The sequence below is a fragment of the Shewanella sp. SR44-3 genome (genome assembly GCF_014163735.1).
In the GTDB taxonomy this organism is placed as follows: Bacteria; Pseudomonadota; Gammaproteobacteria; order Enterobacterales; family Shewanellaceae; genus Shewanella.
In genome coordinates, this window is sequence record NZ_JACJDV010000001.1 from 64896 (window position 1) to 86004 (window position 21109).

General features: G+C 44.9%; 19 protein-coding genes and 1 pseudogene. 12 read left to right on the plus strand and 8 right to left on the minus strand.

What is annotated here, in order from left to right; translation table 11 throughout:
* The first annotated feature begins 54 nt into the window (after window positions 1-54).
* From H5073_RS00315 to can, 5 genes are all read left to right on the plus strand, one after another.
* Entirely contained in the window at window positions 55-405 is a 351-nt protein-coding gene (locus H5073_RS00315) for an ArsC family reductase (RefSeq protein WP_182676125.1), read from the plus strand.
* A complete protein-coding gene (gene dapE, locus H5073_RS00320; protein WP_182676126.1) occupies window positions 402-1532 on the plus strand; it encodes a succinyl-diaminopimelate desuccinylase in 1131 nt (376 codons plus the stop codon). Before H5073_RS00315 ends, dapE begins: the two co-directional genes overlap by 4 nt.
* Window positions 1526-2284 carry a M15 family metallopeptidase gene (locus tag H5073_RS00325; RefSeq protein WP_310734211.1) on the plus strand — a complete coding sequence of 253 codons (759 nt, stop codon included), beginning with the start codon at window positions 1526-1528 and terminating at the stop codon, window positions 2282-2284. The genes dapE and H5073_RS00325 overlap by 7 nt, the downstream gene beginning before the upstream one ends.
* Window positions 2285-2313: 29 nt before the next feature.
* Window positions 2314-3198 carry an alpha/beta fold hydrolase gene (locus tag H5073_RS00330; RefSeq protein ID WP_182676127.1) on the plus strand — a complete coding sequence of 295 codons (885 nt, stop codon included), beginning with the start codon at window positions 2314-2316 and terminating at the stop codon, window positions 3196-3198.
* A gap of 236 nt (window positions 3199-3434) precedes the next feature.
* A complete protein-coding gene (gene can, locus H5073_RS00335) occupies window positions 3435-4040 on the plus strand; it encodes a carbonate dehydratase (RefSeq protein WP_182676128.1) in 606 nt (201 codons plus the stop codon).
* A gap of 241 nt (window positions 4041-4281) precedes the next feature.
* On the opposite strand, the pseudogene H5073_RS18570 reads toward can, so the two are convergent.
* The 7 genes and pseudogenes from H5073_RS18570 to H5073_RS00370 all read right to left on the minus strand — a co-directional run.
* Window positions 4282-4425 (minus strand): annotated as a pseudogene (locus H5073_RS18570) (hypothetical protein); the annotation flags it as partial.
* A 105-nt stretch (window positions 4426-4530) separates the two neighbouring features.
* The gene (gene ruvB, locus H5073_RS00345; RefSeq protein ID WP_182676129.1) at window positions 4531-5544 is read right to left on the minus strand and encodes a Holliday junction branch migration DNA helicase RuvB; all 1014 of its coding nucleotides are present in this window, start codon (window positions 5542-5544) and stop codon (window positions 4531-4533) included.
* A gap of 109 nt (window positions 5545-5653) precedes the next feature.
* Window positions 5654-6265 carry a Holliday junction branch migration protein RuvA gene (ruvA, locus tag H5073_RS00350; protein ID WP_182676130.1) on the minus strand — a complete coding sequence of 204 codons (612 nt, stop codon included), beginning with the start codon at window positions 6263-6265 and terminating at the stop codon, window positions 5654-5656.
* A complete protein-coding gene (gene ruvC, locus H5073_RS00355) occupies window positions 6262-6783 on the minus strand; it encodes a crossover junction endodeoxyribonuclease RuvC (protein WP_182676131.1) in 522 nt (173 codons plus the stop codon). The genes ruvA and ruvC overlap by 4 nt, the downstream gene beginning before the upstream one ends.
* Window positions 6783-7529 (minus strand): YebC/PmpR family DNA-binding transcriptional regulator, encoded by a 747-nt coding sequence (locus H5073_RS00360; RefSeq protein ID WP_182676132.1) that lies wholly within the window; start codon window positions 7527-7529, stop codon window positions 6783-6785. The genes ruvC and H5073_RS00360 overlap by 1 nt, the downstream gene beginning before the upstream one ends.
* Window positions 7530-7618: 89 nt before the next feature.
* Window positions 7619-9400: an aspartate--tRNA ligase gene (gene aspS, locus H5073_RS00365; RefSeq protein WP_182676133.1), complete on the minus strand. Its 1782-nt coding sequence runs from the start codon at window positions 9398-9400 to the stop codon at window positions 7619-7621.
* Between the two features lie 214 nt (window positions 9401-9614).
* Complete coding sequence (locus tag H5073_RS00370; protein ID WP_182676134.1) at window positions 9615-12413, minus strand: diguanylate cyclase domain-containing protein; 2799 nt, start codon at window positions 12411-12413, stop codon at window positions 9615-9617.
* Between the two features lie 273 nt (window positions 12414-12686).
* Here H5073_RS00370 and cmoA point away from each other — a divergent pair, with 273 nt between their 5' ends.
* Genes cmoA through H5073_RS00405 form a run of 7 tightly spaced genes read left to right on the plus strand, consistent with a single transcriptional unit; the run spans window position 12687 to window position 20466 of the window.
* Entirely contained in the window at window positions 12687-13418 is a 732-nt protein-coding gene (gene cmoA / locus H5073_RS00375) for a carboxy-S-adenosyl-L-methionine synthase CmoA (protein ID WP_182676135.1), read from the plus strand.
* The gene (cmoB, locus tag H5073_RS00380; RefSeq protein WP_182676136.1) at window positions 13415-14407 is read left to right on the plus strand and encodes a tRNA 5-methoxyuridine(34)/uridine 5-oxyacetic acid(34) synthase CmoB; all 993 of its coding nucleotides are present in this window, start codon (window positions 13415-13417) and stop codon (window positions 14405-14407) included. Before cmoA ends, cmoB begins: the two co-directional genes overlap by 4 nt.
* Before the next feature lie 23 nt (window positions 14408-14430).
* The gene (locus H5073_RS00385; RefSeq protein ID WP_182676137.1) at window positions 14431-15204 is read left to right on the plus strand and encodes an ATP-dependent zinc protease; all 774 of its coding nucleotides are present in this window, start codon (window positions 14431-14433) and stop codon (window positions 15202-15204) included.
* An 8-nt stretch (window positions 15205-15212) separates the two neighbouring features.
* Window positions 15213-16721 (plus strand): inactive transglutaminase family protein, encoded by a 1509-nt coding sequence (locus H5073_RS00390; protein WP_182676138.1) that lies wholly within the window; start codon window positions 15213-15215, stop codon window positions 16719-16721.
* Complete coding sequence (locus H5073_RS00395) at window positions 16721-17677, plus strand: alpha-L-glutamate ligase-like protein (RefSeq protein WP_182676139.1); 957 nt, start codon at window positions 16721-16723, stop codon at window positions 17675-17677. Before H5073_RS00390 ends, H5073_RS00395 begins: the two co-directional genes overlap by 1 nt.
* Window positions 17640-19361: a hypothetical protein gene (locus H5073_RS00400; protein WP_182676140.1), complete on the plus strand. Its 1722-nt coding sequence runs from the start codon at window positions 17640-17642 to the stop codon at window positions 19359-19361. The genes H5073_RS00395 and H5073_RS00400 overlap by 38 nt, the downstream gene beginning before the upstream one ends.
* Complete coding sequence (locus H5073_RS00405; protein WP_259394759.1) at window positions 19339-20466, plus strand: DUF3541 domain-containing protein; 1128 nt, start codon at window positions 19339-19341, stop codon at window positions 20464-20466. Before H5073_RS00400 ends, H5073_RS00405 begins: the two co-directional genes overlap by 23 nt.
* A gap of 95 nt (window positions 20467-20561) precedes the next feature.
* Here the strand turns inward: H5073_RS00405 and H5073_RS00410 are convergent, their stop codons facing one another.
* Window positions 20562-21023, minus strand: coding sequence for a 5-carboxymethyl-2-hydroxymuconate Delta-isomerase (locus H5073_RS00410; protein WP_182676141.1), 462 nt, complete (start codon window positions 21021-21023; stop codon window positions 20562-20564).
* Between the last annotated feature and the right edge of the window lie 86 nt (window positions 21024-21109).

A 21109-nucleotide genomic window follows, 5' to 3' on the forward strand; every position in this document is an offset into this window, starting at 1 on the left:
AGCGAATGCCATTCATTTAATACAAGTTCAGCGTTAACAAAATAGGTGCAGTAAATGACAGTGACACTCTTTGGAATTAAAAATTGCGACACAGTACGTAAAGCCCGTAAATGGCTAGAAGCTGAACAAGTAACAACTCAGTTTCATGACTTCAGAGACGATGGCTTAACCCAAATGCAACTGCAAAGCTGGGTCGATACTTTGGGTTGGGAAGCTGTACTCAATAAACGCAGCACCAGTTTTCGTGCATTAAGTGACGCACAAAAAAGTAAGTTGGATAGCACAAGCGCCATAGCGCTTATGCTTGAAATACCAACATTAATTAAACGCCCTGTGCTAGTTCAAGACGACAAGGTATTACTTGGCTTTAACGCCGCTGATTATCAAGCATGGTTCACAAAATGAGCGCAGATGTCACACAACTTGCCATGGATCTTATCGCCCGCCCGTCCGTAACACCTTTAGATGAAGGTTGCCAAACCTTAATGGGTAAACATTTATCCGCGGCAGGTTTCACCCTTGAGCCCATGGTGTTTGAAGATACCACCAATCTTTGGGCGCGGCGCGGCACTCAAGCGCCAGTATTCTGTTTTGCAGGCCACACAGATGTGGTGCCCACAGGAGATCTTTCCCGCTGGCACACCCCTCCCTTTGAACCCACCATTATTGATGGCTATTTACATGGGCGCGGCGCCGCTGACATGAAAGGCTCACTCGCCGCCATGTTGGTTGCTACTGAACGCTTTGTCGCTAAACATCCCGATCATCACGGCTCTATTGCCTATCTCATTACCAGTGATGAAGAAGGCCCGTTTGTCAACGGTACCACTCGGGTCATAGACACCCTAGAAGCCCGCAATGAAAAAATCACCTGGGCGTTAGTCGGCGAGCCATCTTCAACGTATAAGCTTGGCGATGTGGTTAAAAATGGACGCCGCGGCAGCCTAACCGGCAATTTAACTGTCAATGGCATCCAAGGTCATGTCGCCTACCCTCACCTTGCCGATAATCCGATTCATAAAGCGACCCCCGCATTAACTGAATTGGCGCAAATGCACTGGGATAATGGTAATGCTTTTTTCCCGCCCACCAGCTTTCAAATTGCCAATATCAATGGTGGCACAGGTGCATCCAACGTGATCCCAGGGAATTTGCAGGTGATGTTTAATTTCCGCTACTCCACCGAAGTCACAGCCGATGAGCTCATCAGCCGCGTGCTAGGTATTCTTGATGCCCATGGCCTAGATTACGATATCAGCTGGGTATTTAATGGTCTGCCGTTTCTTACAGGAGAAGGCCCATTACTTGAAGCCACTAAAACAGCTATTCGCGAAGTGACGGGCTATGATACTTCGCCACTGACCACTGGTGGTACCTCAGATGGGCGCTTTATTGCGCCCACTGGCGCCCAAGTGATTGAGCTCGGCCCAGTCAATGCCACCATACATAAGGTCAATGAGTGTGTGAAGGTTGCCGATTTAGAGCAACTGGCGTTGTGCTACGAAAAGCTGCTGGAAAAACTCTTGTGCTAACTCAAGATCTAGAGACAAAAACCACAGCCATAGCGCAACCACAGCTCTATGGCCTTAGTGCAACACACTTGGTCGATTTTGAAGCTAATGTTAAGGGCAGTATTAACGACTATCGTGAGTCTTTGTTACTTGAACCGCGCACTCTTAAAGCTTTTTTATCCCTAAAACAAGCTGCCCTTATTGCAGGTTTTGATCTGTGTATTTGCTCAGCCTATCGCAATTTTGATCGACAGCTGGCCATTTGGAACGCCAAAGCCCGTGGTCAACGAGCATTGCTGGACAACAACTCACAGCCCATCGTCCACGAAAACTTAAGCCCTGATGAACTTATCGATGCCATCTTGTTGTGGTCAGCACTCCCTGGCGCTTCACGGCACCACTGGGGTACTGATTTAGATGTGTATGATGCAAATAAAATTACCAAGGCCGAGCTGCAACTCGTGAGTCATGAATATCAACTGGGCGGCCCTTGCTATGCCTTGGCCCAGTGGCTTTCCCTTCATGGGCCAGAGTATGGATTCTATTTCCCCTACCAAGCGGGCTTAAGTGGCGTCAGTCCTGAGCCTTGGCATATTAGCTATTTTCCTGTCGCGGCGTGCTATCTCGCTGATTACGATAGCCATGATTTAATTCAACTGATAGCGCAGAGCGACATCAGTCCAAAAGCCGCATTACTGGCGCGCCTGAGTGATATTGTCGACTCCCATGTACGCTTTGTCGCACCGCTGCCAGTGTTAGATCCTAAGCCTTAAACAGACAGTACAAAAAACTAGAGAATATAATGACAAGCCCATACAGTAAGACACACACCATCGCAGGCCAACCACTGTATTTTACAGAGCAAGGCCAAGGTAATACCTTGGTTTTTATACACGGCCTGCTCGGCAATAAAATCCAATGGCAAGCTCAAATCCAAGCATTAGAAGCGGATTATCGCTGTATAGCCATCGATTTATGGGGCCATGGTCAGAGTCAGGTTTTTCCAGAAAACACCGCCAACCTTAAAGATATTGCTGGCCAGTTACTTAATCTATTAACTGAACTTAACATCAATCAGTGCAGCCTCATCGCCTTAGGCACAGGTTGTGCTATTGCCAGCGAAATGGCGCTGCTTGCGCCCAGTAAAATTAATGCTCTCGTGATGATCAATGGGTTTATTGGTTTTGAACCTGAAGTGAACTGTGCCAAGTATCAACTCATGTTAGATGACATCATTGCCAATAAAAGTGTATCTGCGGCGCTCGCCCAACAGCTCGCTTCGCTATTTTTCAGTAGCGCAAATTTAATGACCGAGTCTAAAGCTGCATCAGCAAAAACTGAACATCAAGTAACAGAAAGTCCAATACCAGACAGTACAGCAATAAGTCTAGCTAAAGCCTTAACCGCACTTAATGCTGCACAGTTAGCGGCACTTGTTAAGTTTGCGCCAATGGCAATTTACAAGCGCGACACTTTAGAAGATGCTGAAAAGCTCTGTCTGCCAAGCCTCATCATAGCCTCAAATCATAATCAACTGCGCACGCCACTAGAAGCGTATCTAATGCAAGACACCATAGACGGCAGCCAATTAGTCCAAATTGCATCAGCTGGGCACTGGGTTCATCTGGAACAAGCCGAGCAATTAAATCCGCTGATTAAAGATTTTTTACAACAGCGCATAAATTAAGCCTTAGCTGATGTTTATTAAGTTTAAGGGGACAGACATACTGCAAATTAAACACTTATGGATCAAATCAACTCAAACGCGTACTCGGGGAGAACATCGAGGATTGATATGCAAGAATCTTGATGTTAAACCCGTTAAATGGATAGACCAGATAATAAAACTATGCTGATATACTCCCAAACCAAAATAGCAGTCACCCCCACTGCTTAAGGTAAATAAAAGGTTGTTCCGGTTCTATGAAATTACTTAAACCCCTGTTTGATAATAACCGTCTATGGGCCGAGCGGATCAGTAAAGAAGATCCCCGTTTTTTTGAAAAATTAGCCAAACAGCAAAATCCTGAATACTTGTGGATTGGTTGCTCAGATAGTCGAGTACCCTCAAACCAAATCATCGACCTTATGCCCGGTGAAGTATTTGTCCACCGTAACATTGCCAATATGGTGATCCATACCGATCTCAACTGCTTATCTGTAATTCAATACGCTGTAGATGTTCTCAAAGTCAAACACATCATGGTTGTGGGTCATTATGGCTGTGGCGGCGTACGCGCTGCTATGGATAACCTAAGGCTGGGATTAATTGATAATTGGTTGGGGCATTTACGTGATATTTATCGTATGCATGATGCGGAATTAGGCAAGCTTGATGAAGCGGAGCGATTTAGACGACTTTGTGAGCTAAACGTCATCGAACAAGTCGCCAATGTCACCAGCACCACAATAGTCAGAGAAGCCTGGGATCGTGGACAAGATGTCGCCGTGCATGGTTGGATCTACGGGATTAATAATGGTTTATTGACCGATCTTGACGTCACAAGCAGCAAAGAATGTCTGGGCTAAACATAATTTTAAAAGTAAATTTTTTAACGTCAATCCCAATATAAAAACCACTATTATTGCCAACATAAGGGAAAATCGAAGGAGAGTGAATTCAATACCCCCTCTGCTGTCAGCAACGGCTAGCTTGATATAACTAAACAATCTAGCTTTGAAAAAGGATTTTTCGCGCTAAATCATATTAGCCAACTATAATCCACTAAAGCTCATCTAGCATCTTACTGCAGCATCAATTTCCCTAGACCTAAGACAACAGGATAGTTTTGGGTCTTTTTTTTCCTACATTTTCACCGACCATCCCTTTTCCACAACGAGCAAGGTCGGATAGGGTTTTATGCCCTAGAATTCGCAAATTGTGGCTAAGCTTTACACTCGCTGAATCAACAAATTTCCTATTCTTGTCTTTTTTCTTTTAACATTATCCCACCTATAACATCTATATTAAAAAGCCCTGTATTAACAGGGCCTTGCCTTTAGCAATATATTAAAATGACTACTTAGGCACATCGGGGGCGATGATATTGAAATGCTGGTACGCCCTTGAGGTGACGATACGGCCCCTTGGGGTGCGCTGAATAAAACCTTGCTGAATTAAAAAAGGCTCCAACACGTCTTCTATGGTATCCCTGTCTTCACCAATGGCGGCGGCTAAGTTATCGAGTCCCACAGGTCCTCCCATAAATTTGTCTATGATGGATAACAACAGCTTACGGTCAAGATAATCGAAACCTTCTTGATCTACATCTAGCATATCAAGGGCTTGTTGGGCGACATCTTCTGTGACTTTACCTGCAAATTTTACTTCGGCGTAATCCCGCACTCGGCGCAGTAATCGATTGGCAATGCGCGGTGTGCCTCTGGAGCGTTTGGCAATTTCAAGGGCGCCGCCGGCATCGATGGCAAGCTCCATCACTTTGGCTGAGCGGGTGACTATGGTGCATAAATCTTTTACGTTATAAAACTCTAACCGCAGCGGAATACCAAAGCGAGCACGTAGTGGTGAGGTTAACGCCCCTGCTCGCGTTGTGGCGCCAATCAAGGTAAAAGGCGGCAAGTCTAGCTTGATTGAGCGGGCCGCCGGCCCCTCGCCTATCATGATATCCAGCTGATAGTCTTCCATAGCTGGGTATAAAATCTCTTCCACCACAGGGCTTAAACGGTGTATTTCATCGATAAACAGCACGTCACCTTCATCCAAATTAGTGAGTAATGCCGCTAAATCGCCGGCCTTTTCAAGCACTGGGCCTGAGGTCGACTTAATATTAACACCCATTTCATTGGCGACAATCATTGCCAAGGTGGTTTTACCCAGACCTGGCGGGCCGAAGATTAGCATGTGATCCAAGGCCTCTTTTCGATTCATGGCAGCTTGAATAAAAATTTTAAGCTGAGCACGAGTGTCATCCTGACCTGTGTAGTCATCTAAGAGTTTTGGCCGCATGGCCCTGTCTATTTGCTCATCTTGAGCAAGGACTTGGGGCTGAATTAATCTATCTGCTTCTATCATGGCACTCTCATATTCTTATTAACTGATCGAACGGGCGTATCGGGCTTAAAGGTATATCTGATGTCACGGCTTAGCTAAGTAACTGCGGCAAAAAACCACGGCACTGGGGCTATAACATGGATTTAAGCGCCAGTTTAATCAAGGTTTCTGTATCCATGCCTTCTTTATAAGCATTGGATACCGCACGGCTCGCTTGAGGCGGCTTATAACCTAGTGATACTAGAGCGGAAATTGCATCTTCCTCGGCATTTGCCACAGGCGCTGTGTAATTGCTTTGCAGCATAAACTCGCGCTCATTGCCCACAGAAGCCTCGAGCAGACTCTTGAGTTTATCGCGCATTTCCACCACTAAGCGCTCGGCGGTTTTCTTGCCAACACCAGGTAACTTAACCAAGGTGACGATATCATCACGCTCAACACAAGAGACAAACTCCCCAGCTGTCATGCCAGATAAAATCGTTAACGCAAGCTTAGGTCCCACGCCATTAGTTTTTATCAGTAAGCGAAACAAGGCGCGCTCTTGCTTAGTGATAAAACCATAAAGCAGTTGCGCATCTTCTCTAACCACAAAGTGGGTGTAAAGGGTGGCGCTCTGTTCGAGTTCTGGCAGTTCATAAAAGCTGGTCATTGGCACTTGCAGCTCATAACCGACGCCGCCGACATCCAAGACGATTTCTGGGGCCTGCTTTTCTACTAGAATACCTTTCAATCTACCTATCATCTGTATCGTCCGTAAGTTCTGCTACTGGCTCGGCCGCCCATGGCTACCAAGCTTTGGTGTGTATGATAATGACACAGGGCAACCCCTAGGGCATCGGCTGCATCGGCCTGTGGCGCGGCGGGCAATTTGAATAATTGTTGGATCATGTGTTGCACTTGGGCTTTTTGCGCCCGCCCTGTTCCCACAACCGCGCTTTTAATTTGAGTGGCACTGTATTCGGCCACCGGTAAGTCAGCAAAAGTTGCAGCAACGATAGCCGCACCGCGGGCTTGACCTAACTTTAAGGCAGAATCGGCATTTTTTGCCATAAATACCCGCTCGATGGCAAATTGTTCCGGCTGATATTGGCGAATAATTTCAGTTAAGCCTTCAAAAATTTGCTTAAGGCGGATGGCCAGTTCATCAGAGCTGGTGCGAATACAGCCGCTACCCAAGTAGATTTGCTGTCGCCCTTGGCACTGAATCACCCCATAACCTGTGATACGTGAGCCGGGATCAACCCCTAAAATAATCGCCATTAATCAAGCTGCGCCATAACGTCATCGGAAATCTCGGCGTTATGATACACCTCTTGCACATCATCATGATCTTCTAAGGTATCGATAAGACGCAAGAATTTCTCTGCGGTTTCAAGGTCAAGCTCGGCTTTAAGTGAGGCCAGCATGGTGACTTCGGCATTAAGGGCTGTTAAACCTGCACTGTCCAATGCATCTTTCACTTTGCCAAAACTGTCTGGGCTTGTGAGCACATCTATAGAGCCATCATCATGGCTTATCACATCTTCGGCGCCCGCATCCAATGCTTGCTCCATCAAGACATCTTCATCATTGCTGTTATCAAAAGAGATGATGCCAGATTTTGTAAACAAATAAGCCACCGAGCCGTCTGTACCTAAATTACCGCCGGATTTATTAAAGGCATTGCGTACACCCGATACGGTGCGGTTACGGTTATCGGTCATGGTTTCTACCATCACCGCCGTGCCGCCTGGGCCATAGCCTTCGTAAATAATGGTTTCTAACTGTTGACCGTCCAGCTCGCCGGCGCCGCGTTTAATGGCGCGCTCAACCGTGTCGCGGGTCATATTGTTTGACAGGGATTTATCTATGGCGGCGCGAAGTCTAGGATTGGCGTCGGGATCTGAGCCGCCTTCACGGGCTGCGACCGTTAACTCACGAATAAATTTAGTGAAAAGTTTGCCACGCTTAGCGTCTTGCGCTGCCTTGCGATGCCTAATATTGGCCCATTTGCTATGACCTGCCATATTACTTCTCCTTTGCTATAAAAACAGACCGAGGCATAAGCCTCGGTACTGGGTAACACCTTTTAACTATGCCTAACAGGCTGTGAAGCTTATTCAGCGTCTGCAGCTTTCACTTTTTCAATAACCTTGATGCCTAGCTCAGTTAACTGAGCTGGGTTAGCAAAACCAGGGGCATTTGTTAATGGACACGCCGCTGTGGTGGTTTTCGGGAAAGCCATCACATCGCGGATTGAGCTTGCGCCCGTCATTAGCATTATGATGCGATCAAGACCAAAGGCTAAACCTGCGTGTGGCGGCGTGCCATAACGCAGGGCTTCAAGTAAGAAACCAAACTTCTCTTTGGCTTCTTCTTCTTCAATACCCAAAATACGGAATACAGCGCTTTGCATTTCAGCGTTATGAATACGCACTGAACCGCCGCCTAATTCACAACCGTTTAATACCATGTCATAAGCATCTGACACTCGGTTAGCTGGGTTGGCTTCAAGTTCAGCCGCCGTTACGCCGCGAGGCGCGGTAAACGGGTGGTGTACTGCGTGGAAACCGCCGTTAATTTTTTCAAACATCGGGAAGTCGATAACCCAAAGTGGACGCCACTGACCTTCAAGTAAGTCAAAATCTTCACCGGCTTTTAAGCGCAATGCGCCCATGGCTTCGGCAACTACGTTGGCTTTGTCGGCACCAAATAAAATGATGTCGCCAGTTTGTGCACCAGTGCGGCTGATGATGTCATTAACGATTGATTCAGTTAAGAACTTAAGCACTGGCGATTGAATGCCCTCCATGCCTGCGGCTAAATCATTTATTTTCATCCATGCTAGGCCTTTGGCGCCATAGATGCCAACAAACTTAGTGTAATCATCAATTTGCTTACGTGAAAGCGTGGCTCCATTTGGAATACGCAGCGCAGCAACGCGGCCTTCCTCATCGTTAGCTGGGCCATTAAATACTGCAAACTCTACGTCTTTTAGTAAGTCAGCAACGTCCACCAACTCAAGTGGGTTACGTAAATCTGGCTTGTCTGATCCAAAACGGCGCATCGCTTCGTTATAGGTCATGCGAGGGAACTCGCCTAAGTCCACATTCAATAGCTCAAGGAACAAACCGCGCATCATTTCTTCGGTTTTGACCATCACTTGCTCTGATGTCATAAACGAGGTTTCGATATCGATTTGGGTAAATTCTGGTTGACGGTCAGCACGTAAGTCTTCATCACGGAAGCACTTAACGATTTGATAATAACGGTCAAACCCTGACATCATTAACAACTGTTTGAACAGCTGTGGCGACTGAGGCAAGGCAAAGAACTGACCTTTATAGGTACGGCTTGGCACTAAGTAATCGCGGGCACCTTCTGGGGTTGCCTTAGTTAAAATCGGGGTTTCTATGTCCAAGAAGCCGTTACTATCTAAGAAGCGACGCACGGAACTTGTGACTTTAGCGCGGAAAATCAGACGTTCGGCCATTTCTGGGCGGCGTAAATCTAAATAACGGTACTTAAGACGTTGCTCTTCACTGTTATTCTGGTGATTGTCCATGCTCAATGGCAATGGCGCTGAGGCATTGATAATGGTTAAGCCTTTGCCTAACACTTCAATTTCACCGGTTTTCATTTGGCTGTTGATTTGGCTGTCAGGACGGGCGCGAACTAAGCCTGTGACTTGAACACAAAACTCACCGCGTAAGCTACTGGCTACATCGAAGACGTCTTTAAGATCAGGATCATAGACGACTTGCACTAAGCCTTCTCTATCACGCAAATCCAAGAACACCACCCCACCTAAGTCACGGCTACGGTTAACCCAACCGACTAAGGTAACTTCTTGACCAAGATGAGACTTATTGATGTCTCCACAATAATGACTTCGCATTCAACCTTATCCTTTAATCTAAAAAACCATACGGCTTATAAAAACCTTTATTGGGCGGCATTATAGTAAAAAAATGCCCGCAACCAAAGCACTTAAACTCTGATGTTTGCCAGTATTGAGTAGATTAACCACTTTGACCATAACCTTAAGGCAAGTATTTGAGATTGTGCTTACTGTATGGCTAAAAAGCACTCAAAAGCGGTGAGTTAATCATCTAACACTCAGAATGCTTATCTTGATACATCAGTCGGTCTGCGATGCGCATTAAGCTGATGGCGTCATCGGCATCATCGGGATAGATAGCAATCCCGATACTGGCCCCCACTTTCACATCAGTGTCATTAACCTTAAAGGCTTTAGCAAGTGCTGAGTGAATCGCACTTTCTACTAACTTAGCGTGCTCCAAGCTCTCGATATTATTTAATAACACCACAAACTCATCACCACCAAAACGGGCTAAGGTGTCTGATTGCCTAAACAATTGATTCAAACGCGCGGCAACTTGAACCAGCAAGGCATCCCCTACTGGGTGACCGTGGGTGTCGTTAACCTGTTTTAAACCCTCTAAATCGATGAACATAAGTGCGAATTTGTATTCACTGCGATAATGGGATAACACCGCTTGCTGCAATCTGTCATCCAGTAAATTACGATTAGGCAGCTCAGTTAAACTGTCATATTGCGCCATGTGTGTTAAGGCCAGCTCAGCGTGTTTACGGCGGATAATTTCTGCCTTTAAGCGCCGATTAATCAGCAAGGTTGTAACAACAATCACAGATACGATACTTAAGACAATCAAAGAGATAAAAAGCCACTGCAGGTATTTGCTAAATTCAGACTCAAGTTCAACCGAGACCCATTTTTGATTGATTTGCTGCTGCATCGGCTCATCTATGCTACTAAGGGCACGATTAAGAGGCCCAAGCAGTGGCGCTATGCCTGGATAGATCCCAACATGGCTTTGACGTTGAGCGAGATCGGTTAATACGGCAATTTTTAAGTTAGGGTATTCATAATGTTTAAGGGCACTTGCCAAGATCACCACTTGTTCAATCAAGACATCCACTTTATTTTGTGATACTAAGGTAAGCCCATGTTTAATGTCTTTCACTAGCACTATGTTCAAGCCAGGATATTGGCCGATTAACTCTTTAATCAAGTTATAGCCTTCAACAACTGCGACTCGTTTGCCATTAAGTTGGTTTAAATCGAACACGCTGGCTTGATTGAAATTGCTCACCAATGCCCAAGGAGATGGCCAATAAGGCGCTGAAAATAGCATGTCTCGCTCCCTGTGTTTGCCAACGCTAGCCACAAGCTGAATATTCCCTTGCACTAAATCTTGCAGCAACAGTGACCAATTATCATAAGCTACGGGGTTAATGGTTATGCCAAGTTGCTTTTGAATAATTTGCCGAACATCATTATTTATCCCAAAGAACTCACCGTTATCGCCTTGAAACTCCATGGGCGCCCATTCCTTTAAATATCCCATCTTTATCGCCCCTAAACTGTCTAGATACTGACGTTCTTGAGTTGATAGTATTATTTGAGTACTTTCACTTTGGCTACGCCTGTCTTCTGGGTTGATAAGCCATTTTTGCTCAATTTTAGCTAACTCTTGCTGTTTAATAAGCTTAAAGCCTGCTTGAATACGATCCACTAGACCACTGTCCTCAAGTCGAGTCAGACTGTACATTTGAGTTTCAAAATCAAGGCCATCAAATTGGTGGAAATTCGCCCAGATCTTATGTTTCAATAAATAGTGACGGGTCATAGCACCAGCTGCGATAAACCCTGAAATTGAGCCTTTGTTAATCGCCTCTAGCATCAAATCAAGGTTGTCATAAAACTTGATATGTACCCCTGGCAGTTGAGCTGTGATCTGGGAAAGGTAGGGTGCTGTAGGAAACACTCCGATCCGCAGGCCTTTGAGATCGGTTTTCTTTTTTATTGGGGTAAGGTGCATAAAAAGTCGGCTTTTAAGGCTAAAAATCTGCCATGCCTGCTTAAGTCCAGTATTGAGCTCCTGACTTTCAGGGTAAGCCATATGCACATCAGCATTACCTTGCCTCACATCATTAATTGAGTCTGTCATATTGCTGACTAAAAACTCAATATTAATGCCTGTCTTTTCAGACCAAAGCCGCCAAATGTCCACAAACATGCCGTAGGGCTGGCCATCTACGCCAATATCCATGTAAGGCTCAACACCAGCTTGCGCGGCAATGACTATGCCAGTGGTTTTTCTATGGTAGCCAAGCCAGCGACGTTCAATCCGTTCAATATCCAGGGGCGTTAATAGGCTAAAGCCTTCATTTATCGTGCTAATTAACCCTGGATCATCTGAACCTATTGCGGGTGCTAGGCTAGCATTTTCAATCAAAATACGGGTCGAGGCGCTAAAGCTTTCACCGATGTTTTTTTCAAGCACTAACCCACGCTGGTAACCCTCGATAGCAGCAAAAACATAGACTTCGCCTTTAGATACGCCCTCTAACATGGCTTCTCGATTAAGGTAGCGACGAAAAGTAAGTTTAGGTTCAATGGCTTTCAAGGTACTTTCGTGGGATGAGCCCGCCACCACCCCAATTTGAAATGGAATAAGCTGTTGGATACTGGTTTTGGCCGCGATATCTGAATGCAAATACAAATAACTATTAATGGTGCTGATAGGGTTGGCGAAATGATAACGTTGTTGGCGCGGCGCCGTGATAGCCATGCCCACATGGATTGTATTTGGGTTTTTGTGGATTTGGTTTAAGCTGTCTCGCCAATGGCGGGCCACAAACACCACCTCAATACCAGTTTTAATTGACCACTGACGCCATAGATCCACTAATAATCCTGCTGGCTCACCTTCTTCAGTTAAAAACTGGAGCGGATAGCTGCCCTCACCTAACACTAATGTCAATGGCGCTTCTTGGCTCAATGTCGGCTTAAGCGTAACCGCCTCGAGATTGCTGCTAAGCAGAAGAAACACGCAGCTAAGTATTAGGGTGAGCCATTTCATAACGATAATTTTGCCTCTAAATAAAATGTTCTTCTTGATTTGAAAAAAATAATAAACTGAATTAATTACTGGCTCATTTAAGGATTTCACTCCCTTAAAGGTCATATCTTTAGGTTAACTCAGATAAATTACAATTAACTTACCTATAATTCACCTTTATTTCGCAATAAACGCCTTTTTGGTAAAAAAAAGTCGCAAAATACCAGTAGGATACTTGCTGGGATTGAATAGGATTAGCTAAAATAGCAGCCTAACTTTTTTAACTGTTTAACGATGAATTCTAAACAAGATAAGATCTACGCTACGCCAGCTGAAACCATCAGTGACTTTCAATTTGATAGTCGTGTTGCTGGTGTGTTCAATGACATGATCCGCCGCTCGGTTCCTGGCTATAACCAGATCATAGCGACCTTAGGTGATTTTGCTCGTCGCTACGTGACGCCAAATAGCAAGGTGTATGATTTGGGCAGTTCATTAGGTTCGGCCACGTTAAGCATTCGTCGCCAAATTGAAGGCCGTCAGTGCCAGATCATCGCCATAGATAACAGCGAGTCTATGATAGCGCGCTGCCAAGAGAATTTAGCGGCTTACGTCAGCGATACTCAAGTGCAATTAATTTGTGATGATATCCGTAATGTGCAGATTAGTAATGCGTCCATGGTGGTGCTTAACTTTACTTTGCAGTTTCTGCCGCCAGAGGACAGAGATATCTTAATAAAGCGCATCTATGACGGCATGCTGCCAGGCGGTATATTAGTCTTATCTGAAAAAGTGAAGTTTGCCGATCCCTCCATCCAAGATTTATTGGATGAGCAGCACCTGGATTTTAAACGCGCCAATGGATACAGTGAGTTAGAAATCAGTCAAAAGCGCAGCGCCCTTGAAAATGTGATGCGAACTGATACATTAGTACAGCATCAACAACGGGTAACCGACAGTGGCTTTGGCCATTTTAGTGTTTGGTTCCAATGTTTTAATTTTGCATCTATGGTGGCAATTAAGTGATTAGCTTTAGTTCTTTCTATCAACAAATTGCCGATTCTAACCTGCAACATTGGCTAGAAGATTTACCGGCTATTCTTGGTAAGTGGCAACGCGAACACAAACATGGCAATTTACCCAAATGGGAAAAAGTCCTTAATAAGCTAAACTATGCTGCACCTGATACCTTAGATTTTACTGGCAGTGTGACTATTGGTAGCGGCACCCAATTAAGTTCGGGACAACAGCAAAAACTAGAAAATCTATTAGTGCTGTTTAAGCCATGGCGTAAAGGACCGTTTAATGTTCACGGTATCGAGATTGATACTGAATGGCGCAGTGATTGGAAATGGGAGCGAGTGCGAAAGCATATTTCTCCGCTGAATAAGCGCACTGTCCTCGACGTAGGCTGTGGCAGTGGTTATCACATGTGGCGTATGCTGGGTGATGGTGCAGAGCGGGTGGTAGGCATCGACCCATCGCCATTATTTTTGTGCCAGTTCGAAGCCATAAAACGGCTCGCTGGTAACCAACACCCAGTGCATTTATTGCCTTTAGGCATAGAAGAATTACCGCCATTGGATGCCTTTGATACGGTATTTTCCATGGGCGTGTTATATCACAGACGCTCCCCTATTGATCACTTGTACCAATTAAGGGACCAGTTGCGGATGGGCGGTGAGTTAGTGTTAGAAACCTTAGTCATAGACGGTGATGAAAATACCGTGCTGGTGCCTAAAGATAGATACGGCAAGATGAATAATGTCTGGTTTCTACCTTCAGTAGCGGCGCTGATGTTATGGCTTAAGAAATGTGACTTTACCGATATACGTTGTGTTGATGTGGACACCACCTCATTAGCAGAACAACGCAGCACAGCATGGATGCAAAATGAATCTTTGGTGGATTATCTTGATCCAAAAGATATAAATCTGACTGTTGAGGGCTATCCAGCGCCCAAAAGAGCGACGATAATCGCCACCAAGAATCAACCTAATTCTGATTTAATTTAGCAACACACATGACAGGAAATAACATGTTTAAGCAGTTAATCGCTCTATCCGTTGCTACAGCGCTTGTTTCAGGCTGTGCCATACCTCAGCCAGTACCAAAAGTGCCTAGCCTTACCAATGCTGAGCTTATTACTGGGCTTGCTGATTCCCAAGCTAAAATCATCGATGCCTTTGAAGCGCAGTGTACCAAGAATGATATGGCCATGGCTGCGATGACCGCCGAGATGAATCAACTTAAGTCCCAAGTTGGTGCATCTATGGCACAGAAACCTAAAACTATCTATATGCCTGCCCCAGTGCAAAAAGTCGCGCCGATTATTCAGCAATGCCCTGAATCGCTAACTGGTGAGAAATTCCTATTAGGCGAACTGGAAAGCGTGTATATAGATGAGGTTAAAACACAATTCGCGACTCGCATTGATACTGGCGCGGAATCATCTTCTTTAGATGCTAGAAACATAGTGTTATTTGAGCGCAATGGCGTTGAATGGGTACGTTTTGATGTCATGACTAATGGCCCAGATCAGCCAGGCAATACTTACGAATCAAAAGTCGAACGTTTCGTGCGCATCAAACAAGATGCCAGCACTGGCGATGACCGTCGTCCCGTGATCCATGCCCATCTTAAAATAGGTAAATACTCAGCCGAAACCGACCTTAACCTTACTGACCGCAGCCACTTAGATTTTCCGCTGTTGCTGGGGCGCAAATTTATGAAAGACATCGCTATTGTGGACGTAGGTCAGACTTACATTCATGGTAAAGCTAACAATCAAGTCACAACCGTAATCAAATAGGAACTGCAATGCATTCTCGTAAACCTTTTTACATTTTTGTGGCATTACTTTTTATCGTTGGCATCGCTGCCAGCGTGTATCGTGGGATAGAGCACAAAGTTCCTTTTGTACCCGGTGAGCAAGTTCAAAGTTGGTCTGTGGATGCCAAAGTCAGTTTCTCAGGCCGTGGAAAACCTGCTGAAGTGTCATTTTCATTACCTCAAGATCCAGCCTTTGATGTGTTAGTTGAAAACGCATCATCACCAGGTTATGGCTTAAACATTACCGATAGCACGGAAAATCGCCGCGCCGTTTGGTCTATCCGCGAAGCAACAGGTCCCCAAGCCCTGTATTATCGTGTCACGTTAGTGCCAACCGGTAAGCTTGATATCGTGGAAGAGCTAGAACCTGCCCCCCCTGAAGCCTACATTTGGCCGGTGACAGAAAAGCTTGCCGCCGAGCAGATCATCGATGACGTTTGGGGCCGTAGCGCCACTAACTTGTCTTTTGCTCAGCAGTTGATGGGGCTTATCAATGACACTAACCAAAGTCAAAATATGTCTTTGCTTCTGGCAACCAACAGCGCCACTAAGCTGTTTTTGCAAATGCTGCACAGCAAAGGCGTGCCTGCAAAACCTGTGAGCGGCTTATTACTTGAAGATCAACGTCGTCGTCAGCAACTGAGTGACTATGTACATGTCTACAACCAAGGCAAGTGGGAATTGTTTGATGTGAACAACAACAAACAAGGCCGTGGTCAAAACCTTATCTTGTGGGAGTTTGGCGATAATTCAGTTTTAGACGTCATTGGTGCATCTAATTCTCAAGTGAATTTCTCCATGTTACAAGAGACTCGCTCAGCGTTAGCGACGTCTATCGACATGCTATCAAACACTGGCACCTTAGATTTCTCTCTCTATCAATTGCCGCTAGAAGAGCAAAGCACTTTTAAGGGTATTTTGTTGATCCCTATCGGGGTATTAGTGGTGGTGTTCCTGCGCGTTATCGTCGGGATCAAGACTTCGGGTACCTTTATGCCAGTGTTAATCGCCTTGGCATTTATTCAAACCACATTATTAACCGGATTAATTGGCTTCTTATTGATTGTGGCTTTCGGATTAATGATCCGTTCATACTTATCGACCTTGAACTTATTGCTCATCTCGCGAATATCAGCGGTGATCATTGTGGTAATTTTCATCATCGGCTTGTTCACGCTTATTTCTTACAAATTGGGCTTAAGTGAAGGCTTAACGATTACCTTCTTCCCGATGATTATTTTGGCTTGGACCATCGAGCGTATGTCGATATTGTGGGAGGAAGAAGGCCCTAAGAAAGTCTTTGCCTCTGGCGGTGGCAGTTTATTTGTCGCAACGTTGGCCTATTTAGCCATGGACAACATTTGGATCCAGCACTGGGTATATAACTTCCTTGGAATACATTTAGTGATCTTAGCGTTAGTCCTCATAATGGGCCAATACACAGGTTACCGTTTGACTGAGCTTAAGCGCTTCAAGCCTTTAGCTGGAGACAAATAATGAATTACGCTTGGCCTTGGGAATTACGCAAAAGCGGCGTATTGAATATGAACAAGCGCAATATCGATTATATTGGTCGATACAATAAGCGTAAGTTCTATAAGCGTGTAGATGACAAGTTAATCACTAAGCAATTGGCGCTGGCCAACGGCATCGCCGTGCCAGATCTGATTGGCGTAGTGCATGAGCAGCATAAAATTCAGGAAATCCCAGAACTGGTAAAAAATCGTACCGGTTTTGTGATTAAGCCCGCTAAGGGCTCTGGTGGCAAAGGCATTCTGGTTATCACTAATGTGGAGCATGGCTGCTATTACAAGCCAAACGGCCATGAAGTGACACCTAACGAGATTTACCGTCATGTGTCTAACATTCTCAGTGGATTGTTTTCCTTGGGTGGTAAACCTGACGTTGCCTTAGTTGAAGGCCTAATTGAATTTGACCCTGTATTTGAAGGCTTCAGTTATGAAGGCGTGCCAGATATTCGTCTCATCGTGTTTAAGGGTTTCCCTGTGATGGGCATGTTGCGCTTATCCACTGCCGCCTCAGATGGTAAAGCTAACTTGCATCAAGGCGCTGTAGGCGTTGGGCTTGATGTGGCCACAGGCAAGAGTTTGCATGCAGTGCAATTTGATAAACCTGTGACTAAGCATCCCGATACCCACTTCCCCTTGTCGAACATTCAAGTTCCCCATTGGGAAACCTTATTGCACACTGCGTCTAGCGCCTATGAAATGTGTGAAATGGGCTATTTAGGTACTGATATGGTACTGGATAAAAATAAAGGCCCGTTATTATTAGAGCTTAACGCTCGCCCAGGGTTAACGATTCAAATCGCAAATGGTAAAGGTATTTTGCCTAGACTTAAGCACGTAGAAGCCATGAAAGGCCCAACAATGTCAGTGGAAGAACGTGTCGCTTATGCAAAAATACATTTTAGCAGTAGCGCTTTGTTTTAACCTGTCGGCAATGGCGACCGCCATTGCCGATCCCCTCGGATTATTTGTGAACCAATGTCTCAGCTTTAACGCAGACATTGGCTCTTTTCGCTATGCCCAAGATTTACCTGATAAAACCCAAGCCTTAGAACAGACATTGCTCGGCCTGCATAATATTAATGACAGACTCAACTATTACCGTACCCTAGTTAAAGATCCCATTCATGGTGAAAACTTACTGCTTTGCCAAGTTCATTTAGCCGACGAGTTAGCAAAGCTATTAAGCAGCCCTCATATTATTCAGTGGACTCATTACCTAGGTTTATTATCAGCACCTTATCCACAGTTAGCTCTGCTGCTGCAACGTTTACAGCATGATGTGCTACCTATTGCGATCAAAGCCCAATTACATAGTGCCCAAGCGAGTGTCAATTTCAGTTTAAGGCAGCGTGAGTTTAGGTTGCAATTTAACGACCTTAACTGTCAACTTGCTCCTTCGCCAGCCGAGTCTGTGAGCATTAGTCGCTATCTACTCAATCATAATGATGAGCCTTGCCGCCGCGCAGCATGGCAAAATTATCAGCAACGTTTACGTCAGAGAAATCATCAAGCACTGCAGCTTATTAAGCAAATACGCACAAATTTCGCGATATCCCAAGGCGTGCAGAACTATGCTTTATGGCAGCTTGAACAGCAACAGCTTAATCATGAAGAGTTAACCGCCTACCTTGCAAGCCAAACTCACGTTACCCAAGTATTACCTTGGAACCTAGTACAAGCCTTGTCCAAGCAGAGCCATAAGTTTACTGCACTCGATGGCGAGCAAACATTAGCACAATTGTTTGAGGCGCTGAGTTCCTTAGGCATAACCGTTGAAACCTTGTCTCATTATGAGCTTGCGACCAATGCCGCCATAGAGAATGCCACTCCTGATAATGCAGAGCAGCCCAAAGTGGACAAAACCTATGTTTACCGCATTTGGCACCATGACAGATTGCTAGGAGAAATATTTACAAGTTTTGGGGCAACAAACATCGCTTATACACTCAGGCAAGCCTTGCCGGGTCAACAATTTGGTCAGATTGCCTTAAGTGTTCAATCAACACTCTCTCGACGCGCCGATGTCGCTTCACTCGTTCAGGCCATGAGTGAAGCCATTACCTCACTAGCTACTGGCGCGCAGTTTTATTTAGTGGCAACTTTAGGACATCAGCCAGCAAGCGCTATCGGTACGCTCTGGTTAAACCAGTATTTAACTCAGGCTATTGCCCTGCCCCCTGAATCTCCACGGGAGCAATTACTTAACGACTATAAACAACAACTTAAAGTATTTAATAGTAAGCTTATATTGGCATTCTACCTTGAGGAGCAACAAGATTTCTCAACAAAAACCAAGAAAAGTCTCTCCCAAGCATTTGCACTTTCCTTTGGCGAGCCTTGGCAAGATGCAGACCAATTAATTTATGCCTTGGGGGCTATTGCTAATGAAGGCGTAAGCTATTATCTTCCGCTGTGGCATAGGTCATTGGCCCGGTTGATTTTTCAACAATCTAACTCGTTATCCAATGAGGATGTGTTCAACATTCTTATTGTAAATGAAACCTATGCACCACTTACCGATCAACTGGCGCAGTTAATCCAGGGCCCCGTAGATCCTCTTTCACTGATCAGGAGATTTACCCATGCAAGTATTACGCAAGAGTAGGACACTCTCGTATTTAGCACTGTCATTGGCGTTACTCAGTGGCCCCTTACTGGCCAAAGTCACGCCGGAGCCTCATAATTTAACTCAAATGGAAGTGCGGGCTAAGATTAAGGACACTTTCGAGCATAATTTGTATTCACTGCCGCCACGGGTTCAAGGCCATTACGGTATTCGCATGTACCGCATGACAGGTGAAACTAAGTATGCCAATGCCTCATTGGTTGATTTAATCACCATCAGTGACAGGCTGAGTTTCTATGCTTGTGGCAGTGACGATAAAGATTTTATTCGTACTCAATCACTTAAAGAGCTCAATAAGCTTAAAGATATGCCTGGCCAACGTGCTCAAGCACGTTATAAAGCCACCACCCCTCACCCTGACTTTATGTTTTATGCCGATATTTTGCTGCGCTACGCCAGCCGCGTTGATGAATTTGGTTTTACCGGTCCATGTCATGACAAAATCATCGCCGCCCTTAAAGCAAAAGATTTAACCCCTGCATTAACTGACAAAAAGATGATCAAAGCATGGGCTGCCCAGCTGATTAACTATGCCTACTGGGCTGAGCAATTGGGCGTTGGCAGTTATGTGGCTCAATACAAAAAAGCCTTTATCAAGGCTTATCCTGATAGCAAAGACAAAAAATTATCGAAAAGTCAGTTCCGCAATAAAATTTACGGTATGACCCATTTTATTTTCGCCGCCAGTAACTATTATCAGTACCCAGTGGACGCAAAAGAATTTAAATGGATTTTGGATTATTTTGATAAAAATATCGACAGGATCTTAAAAGATGCCACCGAAGATATAGTCACCGAAGTAGGGATAAGCTTCCTTCTTGCGGGCAAACCAGAGCACAGAGTCGTAGGTATTACTCAAGATTTTGTGACTAAAGCCTTTAGCCCTAAACATCAGATGATCCCATCTCCTGCCGGCAAACGGATTTTATCATCCGGTGAGCACAGAAACGTACTCGCCATGATGTTGTTGGACTGGCCTGAAAAAATGCACCCTGGGCCATTTTTTTACAATATCCCCAGCACCCGTGCTGATATTCCTATGATGGTGAACCCGAAGAAAGGCACGGCACAGGTTAAGCATTAACATGATATAAGTACTAAATACCATGAAGGCAGTCGTCACTGAATACTCAGGAGCGACTGCCTTTTTATTTTGTCTCAAGCATAACTTAAGGTTAACTACACCGCAGTTTTATCTGCTGATTCTGGCTGTTTATCAGCCTTAGACGCAGGTTTGCCTTCGCTCTTGATGGCGCTTTTTCCATCATTTATGTCTGGATCTGAAACTGTAGCGCCGTGCATTATGGCCAAATTCACGTAACCCACCTTATGCAAATCAACAATACTCATTGAGATAGATTCAACATCAGGAAACATAATTGATAAACGTTTCACCATTGAAGTGGATAAGGTGTTCTTTTCATCATCCGTTCGCCCTTCCATGATATGAGCAAAAACATGAATAAAAGGCTGCTTTTTATTGCCCACCCAAGAGGTTTTAAACGGATTAATTCTTACTTTGATGTCTGACTCTTCAAATAACTTGGTATGATTTGCCACCTGATGCAGATACTTTAGAATGGTTTCAATGCTGTGAAATGCTAAAATCTCTTCTGAACAGTCAACAATAAAATGCGGCATGGCGATTCCTCTTATCAAAGGTGGCTATTAATCACTTAATAATGATTAGCTTAGAGTTTAGTCAATTAATATTGAATTCCGTTTAA